Consider the following 15631-nt stretch of genomic DNA (forward strand, 5'->3'; position numbering starts at 1 on the left):
CGGGTAAGGAGACCTTCGTCGTCCCGTCTACTTGACGGCGGTCACGGCGGCCATCGTGCCCGCCCACCAGTAGGTGCAGTCGGCCGGCGGCTTCAGGTCCCGGACGACCTCCACCCGGAACGAGCTGAAGTGTTCGAGCAGGGCGCGCTGGTGTGCCCGGCTCAGTGAGTCGATTTCGTTGGTGTAGTAGGAGAAGACGCCACCGGGACGAAGGTGGGCGGCGGCGTGCTCGAAGAATTCGGCCGCCAGCACGATGGCCTTCGGGCCCAGGGTCCTGGCGAATTCCCGCTCGTCGGTCGGATAGGTGTCGTACAGGATCGCGTCGTACTGGCCGAGGCCGCCGAGCACGTCCTGCCAGGCGCCGAGTTCCAGCCGGATATCGCGGTCCGGCCACTGGGCACGCCATTTCTCGAACTCCGCCTTCACCTCGGAGTTGATTTCGATCAGGGTGTGCGACCGGACGCCCGCGTCCTGGACGTAGGTGGCCGAAATACCCATCCCGAAACCGACTTCGAGCAGATCCCCGCCGTTCGCCGCGGCGTTTTCCGCCAGCACCTTCATCAGCGGCCGTTCCCAGTTCTGCATCACCTGCTGGCCCTGGATGAGCAGCTGCGTCGGATCGCTGTAGTCCGCAGTGCTGTCCTGCCAGTTCCGGCGGATCAGCGGCCGGTGCGAGCCGTCGACGAATTCCTGCTGGATGGTGTCCAGATGTTCCAGATCGCTGGCGAACTCGAACACCGCGCGGCCGAGAAGGAGGTTGCGCTGGCCGGGCCCCTTCGCCCGGAGGAAGTCGTCCCTGACCGGGTCCACCGTTATCTTGAATTCCTTGAAGTTCCGTTGCATTCTGGTATATCTCCTACGGTCACGCGAGTCCTTTCAAGCCCACGGTATCGGTGATCTTGGTCCGGTAGCCGAAATGCAGGGGGTGACTTGACCACTGAACGGCACTGACGCCGGGAATAGGGGTTCGGAGAATAGGGGGTGAAGTTCTCCGCACGGGGGGTTTCCCCGTGATAGGAACTTCACATGCCGGGGGAAACCAAGAACCAGGACACCGACGGCCGCGGCGCGCGCAGGCGCTCCGTCGTATCGTTGATCGCCGACGTCACCGTGCCGGTCGTCGTCTACTACGCGCTGCTCGCCTTCGGGTGGAGCAGCGGCTCCGCCTTGGTGGCGGCCACGGTCGCCATCGGGGTCCTCGTGCTCGCCGTCGCGGTCAAGGAACGCAGGGTCGACGGCTTCGGGGTGTTCGTGCTCGGAGTCTGCGCGGTGACCCTGCTGGTCTCCTTGGTGAGCGGGGACGAACGCCTGCTGTTGGCCAAGGATCCCTTCACCAGCGGCCTGGCCGGGATCGCCTTCCTCGGCAGCCTCGTCTTCGGGAAACCGGTGACCTTCTTCATCTCCCGCCGGATCCGGGCGCTCACCCCGGCTCGGCGCCTGGGCTGGGACCGGCTGTACGCCGCGGAACCCGAGTTCCGCAAACTGCATCGCGTCTCCACCGCGGGCTGGGGCGTGGTCCTGGTCACCGAGTCCGCCGCCCGGCTCGTCCTGATCTACCTGCTGCCCGCGTCGGTGATGGTCGGCCTGTCCACCGCGATCGAACTGACCGCGATCACCGGCGTGGTCGCCTGGACCATCTGGTACCGGCGTCGCTCCGCCGGCCACGGTCTGGAAAAGTCGCTTCGCACGGCGGATGCGGCGCCCGCTGCTGTCTAAATTGGACTAGGGGCGAGTAGGGGAAAGTGAGGGGTTGGTCCGCGCCGGACCCCGTCGTACGTTTCGGTCGAGACAGTGTGGCCCCGATGACCAGGGAGATCCGCCACGATGACCGCAGCCGATTTCGCGCCCCCGCTGACCACTCTCTGCCCCGATTTCCCGTTCGCCTACGACGATTGGCTCGCGCATCCGGCCGGGCTCGGTGAGCTGCCGCCGGACCGCCTCGGCCAGGAGGTCGCCGTCGTCGGTGGCGGGATAGCGGGTGTGGTCGCGGCTTACGAACTGCTGCGCCTCGGCCTGAAACCGGTGGTCTACGAAGCGGGCCAGATCGGCGGGCGGATGCGCTCCATCCCCTTGGCGGGCGAGGACGGCGCGGTCGCGGAGATGGGCGCGATGCGGTTCCCGCCCTCGGCCACCACCCTGTACCGGTACATCGACGAAGTCGGCCTGGAGACCAAGCCGTTCGCGAACCCGTTGTCCCGCAGCACTTCCACCACGGTGATCAACCTCGACGGGGTGACCTACCGCGCGCGGACCCCGGCGGACCTCCCGTCGGTGTTCCACGAGGTCGACGACGCCTGGCACAAGGCCCTGCAGGAACTGGCCGATCTGTCCACCATGCGCGACGCCATCCGGATGCGCGACACCGCCATGGTGAAGGCGATCTGGAACCGGCTGCTGCCCGAACTCGACGACCAGTCCTTCTATGGTTTCCTGGCACGGTCGACCGCTTTCGCCTCCTTCCGCCATCGTGAGATCTTCGGCCAGGTCGGCTTCGGCACCGGCGGCTGGGACACCGATTTCCCCAACTCCGTGCTGGAAATCCTCCGCGTCATCTACACCGGTGTCGAGGAGGGGCCGCGGCAGATCATCGGTGGCTGCCAGCAACTTCCGCGGCGGTTGTGGAACCACGCACCCGCGTCTGCGCGCTTCTGGCCTGCCGGGACATCGGTCGCGTCGCTGCACGACGGATCGCCGCGCCCCGCCGTCCTCGGGTTGCGCCCGGCCGCGGACGGGTTCGCCGTCGAGGACGCGAACGGTGACGTGCGGACCTATCCGGCCGTGGTCTTCACCGCGCAGCACCGGGTCCTGCTCACCAAGATCGCCGGAGTGCGCCCGCTGCTGCCCGCGAACGTGTGGACCGCGCTGGAACGCACGCACTACATGGGTGCTTCGAAGTTGTTCGTCCCGGTCGACCGGCCGTTCTGGCACGACGTCGATCCCCGCACCGGTGAGGAACTGATGGGGATGACCCTCACCGACCGGACCCCGCGCAGCGTCTACCTGTTCGACGACGGGCCGGATTCGCCGGCCGCGCTGTGCCTTTCCTATACCTGGAACGACGATTCGCTCAAGTTCGCGACGCTCGGCCCGGCGGACCGGCTCGAACTCGCGCTCGACGCGCTCGCCGACATCTACCCGGGTGTCGACATCCGCTCCCACATCACCGGCGATCCGGTCACCGTCACCTGGGAGAACGAGCCGAACTTCCAAGGCGCGTTCAAGGCGAACCTGCCAGGGCAGTACCGCTATCAGCGCCGCCTGTTCACCCATTTCCGGCAAGACGACCTTCCCGCCGCTCAGCGCGGCCTGTTCCTCGCCGGTGACGACATCTCGTGGATGGGCGGCTTCGCCGAAGGGGCGGTCACCAGCGCGCTCAACGCGGTGTGGGGGACGCTGCGCCATCTCGGCGGGGCCACCGACCCGCGTAATCCCGGCCCCGGCGACGTCTTCGACCACATCGCGCCGATCGAACTGCCCGAGTCCTGAACGGGCCGAGGCCCGGTCCGTCGACTGGGGGGTAGTCGGCGGACCGGGCAGGCGAGACAGTGCTCAGCTCGCGTAGCTGGGGGTTCGCTGAGCCTGCCTGAGTACCTTGGCCCGGTAGACCCAGACCCCGGCGGTGCGGAAGATGACCATCGTCAGCGCCATGGTGACGAAGAAGGCGGAGACGCCGCCGGCGTCGATCCCGGTGTCCATCAGGAACTTGCCGAAGTCGGCCGCGAACGAGTGGCTGTGTTCGAGGGTGTAGACGAAGATGAGCCGTCCGACCAGGACGAACAGCCACAGTCCCAAGTAGACCCAGCCCGCCCTGGTGTAGACGGCGGATTTCTCCTGGTCCCACTCGACCTTCGTGCCCTTCAGCAATCCCCAGCCGATCAGGACGCCCGCCGCGATGCCGACCAGCCCGGCCAGTGTGTTCGGCGTGGTCAGCTTGAGGTCGTAGAGGACCGCCCAGCCCACCAGCGCGCACGTGAAGAACGGCAGGATCAGGATGACCAGGTGGGCCTTATGGCGACCGATGTGCGTGAACAGCACCAGCGCCAGCAGTACGCCGCTCAGGATGAGGGCGTTTCGCATGGCTTCACTCATCAAAACTCCTTCGAAAGACTCCCCATCCGGCAGTTCGATGCCGGTTGTCCCGAAATCTAAGGCGAGCGGCCGGGCCGATCATCGGCGTGCGGGTGGGAATCCGGTTGGAGATCGGCGTCCACCTCGAGGTGGAGTGCCGTGTGGCGCGGACAGGTGAGGGCAGGAGATGATGCAGGCATGGTCGAAGAAGTGCCCCCGGTCCGGATCGTGATCGCCGAAGACCAGGCGGCGGTACGCGAAGGACTGGCCCTCCTGGTGGGGACGGTCGCGGGGATCACCGTGGTCGGCCAGGCACCCGACGGCGAGGTCGCCGTGCGGCTGGCCGGGGAACTGCGCCCGGACGTCGTCCTGATGGATCTCTCCATGCCCCGGTGCGACGGCGTCGAGGCGACCCGGCGGATCAAGGAACGGCATCCGGAGATCGAGATCGTCGTGCTCACCACCTACGCCGACGACGACTGGGTGCTGCGCGCGTTGGAGGCCGGGGCGTTGGGATACCTGACGAAATCGGCCAACAAACACGAAATCGGGCGCGCGGTACACGCCGCCGCGGCGGGCCAGGCCCTGCTCGATCCGCAGGTGCAGCGACGGGTGCTCGGCGCCGCCCTGACGTCCGCGCCCGCTTCGGCGCCACCGCCGGAGGACGACGCGAACCTCACCAAGCGGGAAGCCCATGTGCTGACGCTGATCGCGGCGGGGCACAGCAACAAGGAGATCGCCGCGGAACTGTTCGTCAGCGAGACGACGGTCAAGAGCCATATCAACCGGATCTTCGCCAAGACGGGGAGCCGGGATCGCGCGCAGGCCGTCCGTTATGCCTACCAAGCGGGCTATGTGCGGGACTGACGCGGCGCTCCGCCGACGTCGTTACTGTCCTTCCTGGGTGGGCTGAAGGCTCCCTTCACCACGTCTGATGCGGTGAAGGGAGCCTTCAGCCCGGCCGGATACGGGCTCTCGGGCCTTGGAGCTGATCAACCAGGCATGCCGCGCCGACGTTGCGAAAGCCACTTTCGCAACAACGCCAACGCGCTTTGGGGCCTACCCCGGGACCCGGGCGGTGACGTCCCAGAACCGGCCGTCGGGCCCGGTGACCAGCGTGCCGTCGACGAGTTCGATCCGTTCGCGCATCCCGGTCAGGCCGTAGCCCGGCGTGTGCCCGGGGTCCGGCGCGGCGGCGAGGGGATTGCGGACGTGCAGCCGGACCTCGTCCGGCGGGTACTCCAGTTCGACGCTCACCGCCTCGCCCGCGGCGTGTTTGGCCGCGTTCGTCAGCGCTTCCCGGCAGATCCGCAGCAGCGCGATCGTCTGTGCCGACGGGAGATCGCGGTGCTCGCCCAGCATGGTGAAATCCGCCGGAGTGTCGTGTTCCCGGCCGAAGGTCCGCACCAGTTCGGTCAGCGCGTCCGGCAGGGCGCGGACGTCCTCGCGCAGCGCCGCCACGGCGTCCCGGACGTCACTGAGCCCTTGGTCGGCGAGACTTCGCGACAGCGCGAGCGAACGCAGGGCGCCTTCGGTGTCGTTCTCCTCCACCAGCAGGGTGTGCATCACCTCCAGCTGGACCCGCAGCGCGCCGAGGGAATGGGCGACGACGTCGTGGATCTCGCGGGCGATGCGGGTGCGCTCGTCCAGCGTCGCCGCGCGCACGCCGCGGGTGTGCGCCAGCCGTTCCTGGTGCAGCAACCGTTCCGCCTGCGCGACCCTGGTCAGATGACCGCGGCGGGTGAATCCGACGAGGACCACGATGACGACCGCGCCCAGTGCGCCCAGCCAGGCCTCCGAAGGACGGTGGCCGAGCAGGCTGGAAACCACGATGGCGGCGGCGTCGAAGACCATCAGCGCGATGATCGCGACGGTGCCCGGCTCCAGCCGTGAAGCGAACGCGGCGAGGGTGATGCAGGTCATGATCACGGCGGTGCCGTCGGTGGCGGCGCCGGTACCGAAGGCGGGGACCGCGCTCGCCGCGGCGAGCGGGAGCAGGGCGGCACGGGGGAAGCGCTCGCTGATGCCGATCCACAGCAGCCAGCTCGCCGACGACACCGCGTAGAGCACCCACAGCCAGCCGGCGCCGGCCGGTACGGTCGCGGTCATCTGGGTGACGGCCAGCAGCGCCGTCCCGGCGGCGGGCGCGGCCCATCGCCAGCGACGTTCCTCGACCTCGTCGGACACTGCGTCGGTCATACGACGATCGTAGGGCCACGACGGTTTTCCGCTCGCGGGTGATCATTCCGAGGGTGGAAATACCGTCACCGTTGGTAGGAGGTCGCTCTCGCGCGGTTGTTTCCGCAGGAAGCGTCCGGCTAGTGTTCGCCGAGGCGAAAGAAAGCGGTCTCCCGCCCCTCCGCCGAACAATTCCCATCCCTTTCGGAGGAATCCTGCGATGACCGCTCCAAGCGGCGATGCCGGGGACTGGGTCCGTGTTTTCCGGCCCGGAGGACCGTCGGTACCGCGTCTGATCTGCCTGCCCGACGCCGGTGCGGCCGCGAATGCGTTCTTCCCGCTTTCCGCCGCGCTCGCGCCGGGGATCGAGGTGCACGCGGTGCAATATCCGGGACGCCAGGATCGGGTCGCGGAACCGTGCGCCGAAGACATCGGGGAATTGGCCGACCGGGTCACCGGGGCGCTCGCGCTCTGGGAAGGCGCGCCGTTCGCGGTGTACGGCCACGGAATGGGCGCGGTCGTCGGTTTCGAGGTGGCCAGACGGCTGGAGCAGGCGCTGACCGGGAGCCCGGTCGCGCTGATCGTGTCCGGCTGTCCCGCCCCGTCCCGGTCCGGCACCGCCGGGCTCCACCTGCTGCCGGATCAGGACCTCGTGGCCGAGCTGTACTCGCAGCGCGCCGCCGGCTCGCCGGGCGCGCGGGACGCGGAGCTGCTCAAGGCCACCTTCCCGGCCATCCGGGCCGACTTCCGGGCGCTGGCCGCTTACCGGCCCGAGCCCGCGCCGCCGCTGCGCTGCCCGGTCACGGTGCTCGTCGGCGACAGCGATCCGACGGTGTCCCTCGACGAGGCGCGCGACTGGCACGAGTACACCACCGGCCCGTTCGACCTCCAGGTCTTCCCTGGTGGGCACGGTTTTCCGGAGGCGCGTCCCGAGGAGTTCGCCGAGGTGGTGACCGCCGCGGTCCGGCGGCGGTGAACCGGCGCCTGCGCCTCACAAAAGCGGGTCGTGAGTGGCGTTTCGGGTTCTAACCCGAAACGCCACTCACGACCCGCTGTATCGACGCCCGAATGTGTCAGCGCTGCGGGCTGCCGCCGGGGACCTTGGCGCCGCCGAGGCGGGCGGACAGCACGAGCGTCATCGCCATCAGGTTCGCGCCCAGCGAGAGCAGGATGGTGCCGCCGCCGGAGGTCAGCGTCGCGCCGGCGAAGTGCCCGATCACGCCGAGCACGCCGCGGACGAGCAGCAGGCCCACCCAGACGGCGAGGCCGACCACGCCGATCCGCTGGTAGACCTTGTCGCCGCGCCGCTGCAGCTGCGTCATCGCGCCCATCGCGGCGCCGCCGAGGAGCGAGACCAGCAGGCCCACCCCGAGGAAGACGATGTCGGTCACGCTGATGGTGGTGTCCAGATGCCGCATCTGGATGACCCCGATGGCGACCAGGGTGAGCGGCCCGCCCCAGATCTCCACGTTCTCCAGCGGCTTCCAGCTCATGCGCTGGTAGATCACGTAGACGACGACGGCGATGGCGACCGCGATGTTGATCAGCGTGCTGGTGTCCACTGCGCACTCTCCTCGGCTGTGGGCGACCTGTTCGTTCGGTATCGATCACGAGCGTAGGAGCCGGGGCCCGCCGCGGCGACCAACCACGGGTTGAGGTCCGGGTGGAATTCCCCGGTCCACCCGAACCGGGGATCCGGCGATTAGGGGTGGGCACCGGTCGCTAGGGGTTGTTGGTGCTTCGAGGCCGATCCTACTGTCGGGTTCATCGGCCGGACCGCCGATTCCCGGCCCGATCGGCTCTCGCTTCCGAATCCCCTTTCCCGGAATTCGGAGCCGGATTTCGCCGACTGAAAGGTGTCTCACGTTGCATTCCTACCAAGTGGCCGTCGTCGGCGCCGGATACGTCGGGCTGACCACCGCGGCGTGTCTCGCCTCGCTCGGGCACCGGGTCCGATGCACCGATTCCGATCGCGGCAAATTGGCCCGGCTCAAACGAGGCGAGGTCGACATCCTGGAAAAGGGCCTGCCCGGTCTGGTCGCCGAGGGAATCGCCGCCGGACGGCTCGGTTTCGTCGAGTCGGCCGCGGAGGCCGTCGAGACCGCGGAGGCCGTGTTCCTTTGTGTACCCACCCCGATGGGCGAGGGCGGGATGGCCGATCTGTCGGCCGTCATCGACGTCGCGACCAAGGTCCGTGACGTGCTTTCGCCGGGTTGTGTACTGGTGAACAAGTCGACCGTGCCGGTCGGGACCGCGGCCAGGGTCGCCGCGCTGCTCGGCCGGGACGACGTCGCGGTGGTGAGCAATCCGGAGTTCCTCCGCGAGGGCACCGCCGTCCACGACTTCCTCAACCCGGACCGGATCGTCGTCGGTTCCGACACGCGCGGCCCGGCGGAACGGGTCGCGGCGCTCTACGCCCGGCTCGGCGCCCCGACGGTGCTGACCGACGCGGCGAGCGCGGAGATGGTCAAGTACGCCGCCAACTGTTTCCTCGCGACGAAACTGTCCTATGTGAACGCCATCGCCGAACTGTGCGAGCGGCTCGGCGCCGACATCGGCGACGTCACCGAAGGCATGGGCTACGACCGCCGGATCGGCCCGACGTTCCTCTCGCCGGGGCCGGGCTGGGGCGGTTCCTGCCTGCCCAAGGACACCATGGCGCTCAAACAGGTCGCCGAGGTCGCGGGTTTCGAGTTCGGCCTGCTCGACGAGGTCATCTCGGGCAACGCGAAACAGGCGTCCCGAGTGGTCGAACGGATCGCCGTCGCCTGTGGACTCGACGCGGACGCGGACCTCACCGGCCTGCGGATCGGCCTGCTCGGGCTGACCTTCAAGGCGGGCACCAACGACCTCCGGGATTCCCCGGCGCTCAGCGTCGCCCGGCTGCTGGCCGAGCGCGGCGCGGAGCTGACCGGATACGACCCCGGTCTCACCGGCGCCGAACCTCCGATCCCCGGCGTCCGGGTCGTCGACGACCCCTACTACATCGCGAAGGACGCGCACGCGCTCGTCCTGCTGACCGATTGGCCGCAGTTCCGTGCCCTCGACTGGCCGCGGATCGCCGGTCTGCTCGAAGGACCGGTCGTCATCGACACCCGCAACCACCTCGACCCCGACGCGCTCAGCCGGGCCGGCATCGCCTGGCGCGGCTTCGGCAGGCCCCCGGTCGACCCGGTGCGCACGCCGTCCCTCGACCCCGTTCCCTGATCGTCCTCAAAGGACAGAAAAGAAAGGTGGACCCCATGCGGGTTTTGTGCACCGTGACCGGCTCGCAGGGCCACGCACGGGCGGTGCTGCCCTTGGCCAGGGCGGCGGCGAAGGCGGGCCACGAAGTGCTCGTCGTGACCCCGCCGGAACTGGCCGACGTCTTCGAACCCGGGCTGATGCGGATCGAACCGGTGCTCCCGGGGATGGTCGAGGCGATCGGGCGGATGGTCCAGGAACGCCAGGAGGCCGAAGCGGCCGGGACCCCGCGCCGGGTGCTGGACACGCGCGAACAGCTGATCGCCACCGCGAGCGGCCCGCACGTCACCACCGCCTACCAGAAGCTCTACCCACTGGCCAAGGAGTTTCAGCCCGACATCGTGCTGCGCGACGGCGCGGAGCTGTCCGGCGCGCTGGTCGCCGAGCAGCTCGGCGTGCCCTACATCAGCGCGCCGTCGGGTGCGGGCAACCTGATCGACCCGGCGGGCCTGGTGGAGCCGCTGAACGAGCGCCGCCAGGAGCTGGGGCTCGCCGCCGAACCCGACGCCGGGATGGTGCACCGCTACGGCCGTTTCGACTGCCTGCCCGCCGACACCTCGTTCGCCGCCTTCGATCTGCCGACGCCGTTCACCTACCGCCAGCCGTCGGAGGTGGCCACCGGTGAGGTCCTGCCGCCGGAGATCGCCGCATTGCCCGCGGACCGGCCGCTGGTGCTCGCCTCGGTCGGCACCGCGCTGCCCATGCTCGGCGCGTTCAAGGCCTTCGGCATCGACCCGCCGGAGGAGATGGAAGATCCCGACGTCACGGTGCGCGCCCTGATCGAAGGACTGTCCAGTGTGGACTGTTCGGCGGTGGTGGCGACGGCCGGGTTCCCGATCGGCGACGTCGAGGTCGGCGACAACGTGCTCGTCGTCGAACGGATGCCGCAGCCGCTGCTGCTCGAATGCGCGCAGCTGTTCCTGACCCACGCCGGGTACAACAGCATCCGCGAGGCGCTGCGTGCCGGAGTCCCGATGGCCACGCTGCCGCAGTTCGGCGACCAGCCGCACAACGCGCGCCGCATCGAGGAGCTCGGGTTCGGCAAGCAGATCCCCGCCACCACGCCGGAAGCGGTCGCCGAGACCTGCCGCGCGGTGCTGGCCGACGCCACGATCGCGGCCACCGTCGCACGGGCCCAACGGCGGAGCCTGACCATGCCGGGCGTGGAATCCGCCGTGGCCCATCTCGAAGAGCTCGCCGGCCGGGCCGCGGGAACGGAGTAGCGCGGTGCAGATCGACCACTACGTCAGCCAGCTGCTGGACGTGCTTTCCACCCGCCCGGACGAGATCGCGTTGCGCTACGGCGACGAAGCGCTGACGTCGGCGGAATTCGCCGCGGCGATCACCGGTGCCGCCGCCGCGCTGCGCGACCGCGGGACCGGCGAAGGCGGGGTGGTGGCCCTGCTGACCGTGGGGAACAGCCCGGCGACGCTGATCGGCCGGTACGCCGCCAACCTGATCGGCGCCACCGTGGTGCACCTGCGCGGGATCAACGCCGCCGATCCGCTGGACGAACTCCCGGTCGCCACGCAGGTCGAGATCGTCGACGACACCGGCACCACCGTCCTGCTCACCGACGCGGCGAACCTCGACCGGGCCAGGAAGATCCGCGACGCCATGGCGGAACCGGCGGCACTGGCGGCTTTCGGGGACTTCGGTGACGACGTCGCCGACCTCACCGGGACCGCGAGCGAGGTCGAGCCGCGAGCCGAGGGCACCGCCGTGCTGACCTACACCAGTGGGACCACCGGCAGGCCCAAGGGCATCGGCCGCGGGTTCGGCGGGCTGGGCGCGGTGGTCACCAAGGCCCGGCACATGACCGAGCGCTGCACGATGCTGGTCACCACGCCGCTCAGCCATTCCGTCTCGTCCACAGTGGACGACGCGGTCGCCTCCGGCGGGATGATCGTCCTGCACGAGGGGTTCGACGCCGGCGCCGTGCTCGAAGCCGTGGAACGCCACCGGGTCAACCGGGTCTACCTGGCCACCCCGCAGCTCTACGACCTGCTCGACCATCCGGCACTGGGCACCACCGACCATTCCAGCCTGCGCGAGCTGTACTACGGCGGGAGCCCGGCCTCCCCGGTGCGGCTCTCCCGGGCCGCGGAGGTGTTCGGCGCGAAGCTGATCCAGATCTACGGCACCACCGAAAGCTGGGTGATCGCCGCGCTTTCGCCGGAAGAGCACCTGAAACCGGAACTGCTCACCACGGTCGGCAAGGCGGTCCCGTTCGTCCAGGTCGGCATCCGCGACCCGCATGTGCGGCACGAGCTGCCCGCCGGGAAGACCGGGGAGATCTGCGTCCGGTCGCCGATGATGATGGACGGTTACTGGAAGCGGCCCGACCTGACCTCGAAGGTCCTCATCGACGGCTGGCTGCACACCGGCGACGTCGGCTACCTCGACGAGAACGGCTACCTGTACCTGGTCGACCGGCTCGCCGACATGATCAAGACCAACGGCATCAAGGTGTATCCGGCCGAGGTCGAGAACGCGCTGCTGGCCCATCCGGACGTCGCGCAGGCCGCGGTGTTCGGGGTCGCCGACGAGGACAACGTCGAGTACATGCACGCGATCGCGGTGCCACGCCGCGGCAGGGACGTGGATCCCGCCGACCTTGCCGCGCATGTCGCGCGGGTGCTGTCCCCGAGCCACGTGCCGGCGGAGATCCGGCTCCGCGCCGAGCTTCCGCTGACCGACGCGGGGAAGCCGGACAAGCTCCGCCTCCGCGAAGAGGCGAAACCCGCCACCAAGTCCAGCCACGCCGAGCCAGAGAGCGAGTTGACGTCATGACCACCTACCTGGAGTCCTTCCAGCGCACCCTGCAAGGCGAAGTGCTGCAGAAACGCGACTTCCTGGAGATCGGGCGGCAGGCGGGCCGGTTCCCGGCGGCCAGCCGGTACGAGGAGGCCGAAGCGGTCGCCGAGATCAACGTCTGGTGCAGCAACGACTACCTCGGCATGGGCCAGCACCCGGACGTGCTCTCCGCGATGAAGGAGGCCGTCGAGCGGTTCGGCGCCGGGGCGGGCGGTTCACGCAACATCGCGGGCACCAACCACTACCACGTGGCGCTCGAACGCGAACTGGCCGAACTGCACGGCAAAGAGGACGCGCTGCTCTTCACCTCCGGCTACACCGCCAACGACGGTTCGCTGACCGTGCTGGCGGGCCGCCCCGAGGACTGCATCGTGTTCTCCGACGAGAAGAACCACGCCTCCATCATCGACGGGTTGCGGCACAGTGGTGTGGAGAAGAAGATCTTCCGCCACAACGACGTCGCCCATCTGGCCGAGCTGCTCGCCGCCGCCCCGGCGGACCGGCCGAAGATGATCGTGTTCGAGTCGGTCTACTCGATGAACGGCGACATCGCGCCGCTGGCCGAATTCGCCGCGTTGGCGAAGCAGTACGACGCCATGACCTATGTGGACGAAGTGCACGCCGTCGGAATGTACGGGCCCGAAGGTGCCGGGATCGCCGCGCGCGAGGGGATCGCCGACGAGTTCACCGTCGTGATGGGCACGCTGGCCAAGGGTTTCGGCACCACCGGCGGATACATCGCCGGGCCCGCCGCGCTGATCGACGCCGTGCGCACGCATTCGCGATCGTTCATCTTCACCACCGCGCTGCCGCCCGCCGTGGCCGCCGGAGCGCTCGCCGCCGTCCGGCACCTGCGTTCGTCGGAGCGGGAGCGCGAGATCCTCGCCGACAACGCGCAGCTGCTGCACAAACTGCTCGCCGAACGCGGCATCCCCTTCCTCTCGGACGAGTCGCATATCGTGTCGATCCTGGTCGGCGACGACGCGCTCTGCAAGAAGGTGCACGAACTCCTGTTGCAGCGGCACGGGATCTACATCCAGTCGATCAACGCGCCGAGTGTCCCGTTCGGACAGGAGATCCTGCGCACGGCCCCGTCGGCGGTGCACACCGGCAGCGACGTGCAGAAGATGGTCGAGGCGCTGGACCAGATCTGGCTGGATCTCGGTCTGCCGCGCGGCTGAGTGCGTGTTGGTGAACCCGTGTCCGCGATCGACGTCGGCAGGACGCCGCTGGTCATCCACATCGCGATGGCGGACAAGGCGTCCTGCCACCGCGATAGCGGGGCCTTCGGCCAGGGTGGGTTCACGCGTTCGGGTGCTTGTCGAGGTACAACTTCAGCTTCCGCCAACAGGCTCTGAGAGGGGAGACCGGTGTCCTTGTCCCTAGCGGCCGTCCTCGCCGACTCGGCGGGCAGGCGGCCGGACCACCCCGCGCTCGTGTTCGACGGGGAACCGTTCTCCTACCGGGAACTCTGGGCCGGGGCGAAGAGGTACGCCTCCGCGCTCCGGGACCAGGGGGTCGCCGCCGGCGACCGGGTCGTGCTGCTCCTGCCGAACACGCCGGAGTTCCCGATGGTCTACTTCGGCGCGCTGGCGCTCGGCGCGGTCGTCGTGCCGGTGCACACGTTGCTCGTCGCGGAGGAGATCCACTACATCCTCACCGACTGTGACGCCCGGGTGCTGATCTGCGGAGCCGCCCTGCTGGAGCAGGGCGGCGAGGCCGCCGACGCGGCCGGTGTCGAAGTCCTGACGATGCTGGAGGACTCCGACACCGGCCGCGTCCGCCTCGACGTCCTCGCCGGGGACGCGGCCGAGATCGAGCGGTACGAACCGCGTGAACCCTCGGACCTCGCGCTGATCCTCTACACCTCGGGGACCACCGGCAAACCCAAGGGCGCGATGCTGACCCACCTGAGCATCGTGCTGAACGTTTCCACCACGATGCTGTCGCCGTTCGACTTCCACGCCGACGACGTGCTGCTCGGCTGCCTGCCGCTGTTCCACACCTTCGGCCAGATCTGCGGGATGGCGACCTGTTTCCGCGCCGGCGCGACGATGGTGCTGATGTCGCGGTTCGACGCGCGAGCCGCGCTGGAACTGATGGTGGAGCAGAACTGCTCGCTGTTCATGGGCGTGCCGACGATGTACGTCGCGTTGCTGGAGGCCGCCGAGGACGAGCCGCGGCGGCCCAAACTCGACCGGGCCTTCTCCGGTGGTTCGTCGCTGCCCGTAGCGCTGCTGGAGCGGTTCGAGGCCGTGTTCGACTGCCCGATCTACGAGGGATACGGCCTCACCGAGACCTCGCCCGTGGTGGCCTACAACCAGCGCGCGTGGCCGACCCGCGCGGGCACCGTCGGCAAACCGATCTGGGGCGTGGACGTCGCCATCGCGCGCGCCGAGACCGAAGACCGGATCGAACCCGTGCCGCCGGGTGAGGTCGGCGAGATCGTCGTCCGGGGCCACAACGTGATGGCGGGCTACCTGAACCGTCCCGAGGCCACGGCGGCCGCGATCGTGGACGGCTGGTTCCGCAGCGGCGACCTAGGCTTCCTCGACGACGACGGCTATCTGTCCATTGTGGACCGTAAGAAGGACATGATCCTTCGCGGCGGCTACAACGTGTATCCGCGCGAGATCGAGGAAGTGCTGGCCAGGCATCCCGCGATCGCCCAGGTCGCGGTCGTCGGCGTGCCGGACGAACGGTACGGCGAGGAGATCTGCGCCGTCGTGGTGGCCGCTTCCGATCGGGAACCCGGGCCGGAACTGGCGGCGGAACTCGTGGCGTGGAGCAAGAAGCGCGTGGCGGCCTACAAGTATCCGCGCCGCGTGGAGTTCCTGGACGCGATGCCGCTCGGGCCCAGCGGGAAGATCCTCAAGCGGGAGCTGGCGGAGCTCCTCGGGCACTGACTCCTGTGCTTCGGCCCAGGCGGAATCGCGGCACGGTCGAGTGTGGAGGATTTGGGACGTTGAGTGTCCCAAATCCTCCACACTCGAATCACCTGGCCAGCTCAAGCGTTGGCGTGTCTGGTGTTGACGATGTAGGAATCGGGACGTTGAGTGTCCCGATTCCTACATCGTCGGGGGACCGGGTCTCGGATCTTGATCAACGGAGGATTGGGGACACTCAGCGTCCCCAATCCTCCGTCGATCAAGGTCGCAGCCGAGTGGGGAAGATTTCGGACACTGGACGTCCTCAATCTTCCCCGCTCGCCGACGTTGCGAAAGCCACTTTCCCAACCTTCAACTTTGCGAAAGTGGCTTTCGCAGCACACCGCCGCTCGCCAACCCCTGCCCCCACCCCGCGCCCGACCGTGAACAGGGGGACG

13 protein-coding genes are annotated in these 15631 nt (G+C 68.9%); 9 read left to right on the plus strand and 4 right to left on the minus strand.

All coding sequences use genetic code 11. The annotated features are described in order from the left end of the window. Positions 1-27: 27 nt before the first annotated feature. Positions 28-843 carry a class I SAM-dependent methyltransferase gene (locus AORI_RS55635; RefSeq protein ID WP_016333284.1) on the minus strand — a complete coding sequence of 272 codons (816 nt, stop codon included), beginning with the start codon at positions 841-843 and terminating at the stop codon, positions 28-30. Positions 844-1026: 183 nt separating this feature from the next. Here AORI_RS55635 and AORI_RS55640 point away from each other — a divergent pair, with 183 nt between their 5' ends. Both AORI_RS55640 and AORI_RS55645 read left to right on the plus strand, forming a co-directional pair. After that, positions 1027-1716 carry a VC0807 family protein gene (locus tag AORI_RS55640; protein ID WP_016333285.1) on the plus strand — a complete coding sequence of 230 codons (690 nt, stop codon included), beginning with the start codon at positions 1027-1029 and terminating at the stop codon, positions 1714-1716. A 108-nt stretch (positions 1717-1824) separates the two neighbouring features. Further along, entirely contained in the window at positions 1825-3486 is a 1662-nt protein-coding gene (locus AORI_RS55645) for a flavin monoamine oxidase family protein (protein WP_016333286.1), read from the plus strand. A 63-nt stretch (positions 3487-3549) separates the two neighbouring features. Here AORI_RS55645 and AORI_RS55650 read toward each other — a convergent pair whose 3' ends face one another. Further along, positions 3550-4089 (minus strand): DUF1453 family protein, encoded by a 540-nt coding sequence (locus AORI_RS55650; RefSeq protein WP_016333287.1) that lies wholly within the window; start codon positions 4087-4089, stop codon positions 3550-3552. A gap of 177 nt (positions 4090-4266) precedes the next feature. Here AORI_RS55650 and AORI_RS55655 point away from each other — a divergent pair, with 177 nt between their 5' ends. Beyond that, on the plus strand, positions 4267-4935 hold the full coding sequence (locus tag AORI_RS55655; protein ID WP_016333288.1) for a response regulator transcription factor: 669 nt from the start codon (positions 4267-4269) through the stop codon (positions 4933-4935). Positions 4936-5127: 192 nt separating this feature from the next. Here the strand turns inward: AORI_RS55655 and AORI_RS55660 are convergent, their stop codons facing one another. Continuing rightward, positions 5128-6267 (minus strand): sensor histidine kinase, encoded by a 1140-nt coding sequence (locus tag AORI_RS55660; protein ID WP_016333289.1) that lies wholly within the window; start codon positions 6265-6267, stop codon positions 5128-5130. 199 nt (positions 6268-6466) lie between these two features. Between AORI_RS55660 and AORI_RS55665 the strand changes: the two genes are divergently transcribed. After that, positions 6467-7222 (plus strand): thioesterase II family protein, encoded by a 756-nt coding sequence (locus tag AORI_RS55665; protein ID WP_016333290.1) that lies wholly within the window; start codon positions 6467-6469, stop codon positions 7220-7222. Between the two features lie 97 nt (positions 7223-7319). Here the strand turns inward: AORI_RS55665 and AORI_RS55670 are convergent, their stop codons facing one another. Continuing rightward, on the minus strand, positions 7320-7808 hold the full coding sequence (locus AORI_RS55670) for a hypothetical protein (RefSeq protein WP_016333291.1): 489 nt from the start codon (positions 7806-7808) through the stop codon (positions 7320-7322). A gap of 304 nt (positions 7809-8112) precedes the next feature. Here AORI_RS55670 and AORI_RS55675 point away from each other — a divergent pair, with 304 nt between their 5' ends. The 5 genes from AORI_RS55675 (at position 8113) to AORI_RS55695 (ending at position 15212) form a co-directional block, all read left to right on the plus strand. Beyond that, the gene (locus AORI_RS55675) at positions 8113-9453 is read left to right on the plus strand and encodes a UDP-glucose dehydrogenase family protein (RefSeq protein WP_016333292.1); all 1341 of its coding nucleotides are present in this window, start codon (positions 8113-8115) and stop codon (positions 9451-9453) included. Positions 9454-9488: 35 nt separating this feature from the next. Next, on the plus strand, positions 9489-10712 hold the full coding sequence (locus AORI_RS55680) for a glycosyltransferase (protein ID WP_016333293.1): 1224 nt from the start codon (positions 9489-9491) through the stop codon (positions 10710-10712). A 4-nt stretch (positions 10713-10716) separates the two neighbouring features. Continuing rightward, the gene (locus tag AORI_RS55685) at positions 10717-12282 is read left to right on the plus strand and encodes an AMP-binding protein (protein ID WP_016333294.1); all 1566 of its coding nucleotides are present in this window, start codon (positions 10717-10719) and stop codon (positions 12280-12282) included. After that, positions 12279-13487, plus strand: a complete 1209-nt coding sequence (hemA, locus tag AORI_RS55690; protein ID WP_016333295.1) for a 5-aminolevulinate synthase — start codon at positions 12279-12281, stop codon at positions 13485-13487. Before AORI_RS55685 ends, hemA begins: the two co-directional genes overlap by 4 nt. A gap of 189 nt (positions 13488-13676) precedes the next feature. Further along, positions 13677-15212: a long-chain-fatty-acid--CoA ligase gene (locus tag AORI_RS55695; RefSeq protein WP_016333296.1), complete on the plus strand. Its 1536-nt coding sequence runs from the start codon at positions 13677-13679 to the stop codon at positions 15210-15212. Positions 15213-15631 lie beyond the last annotated feature (419 nt).

It is taken from the genome of Amycolatopsis keratiniphila (genome assembly GCF_000400635.2).
Taxonomy (GTDB): domain Bacteria; phylum Actinomycetota; class Actinomycetes; order Mycobacteriales; family Pseudonocardiaceae; genus Amycolatopsis; species Amycolatopsis keratiniphila.

Coding starts and splice junctions, on each gene's coding strand:
- hemA (WP_016333295.1), top strand. CDS start 12,279: ATGACCACCTACCTGGAGTCCTTCCAGCGCACCCTGCAAGGCGAAGTG.
- AORI_RS55665 (WP_016333290.1), top strand. CDS start 6,467: ATGACCGCTCCAAGCGGCGATGCCGGGGACTGGGTCCGTGTTTTCCGG.
- AORI_RS55635 (WP_016333284.1), bottom strand. CDS start 843: ATGCAACGGAACTTCAAGGAATTCAAGATAACGGTGGACCCGGTCAGG.
- AORI_RS55680 (WP_016333293.1), top strand. CDS start 9,489: ATGCGGGTTTTGTGCACCGTGACCGGCTCGCAGGGCCACGCACGGGCG.
- AORI_RS55645 (WP_016333286.1), top strand. CDS start 1,825: ATGACCGCAGCCGATTTCGCGCCCCCGCTGACCACTCTCTGCCCCGAT.
- AORI_RS55660 (WP_016333289.1), bottom strand. CDS start 6,267: ATGACCGACGCAGTGTCCGACGAGGTCGAGGAACGTCGCTGGCGATGG.
- AORI_RS55655 (WP_016333288.1), top strand. CDS start 4,267: ATGGTCGAAGAAGTGCCCCCGGTCCGGATCGTGATCGCCGAAGACCAG.
- AORI_RS55650 (WP_016333287.1), bottom strand. CDS start 4,089: ATGAGTGAAGCCATGCGAAACGCCCTCATCCTGAGCGGCGTACTGCTG.
- AORI_RS55640 (WP_016333285.1), top strand. CDS start 1,027: ATGCCGGGGGAAACCAAGAACCAGGACACCGACGGCCGCGGCGCGCGC.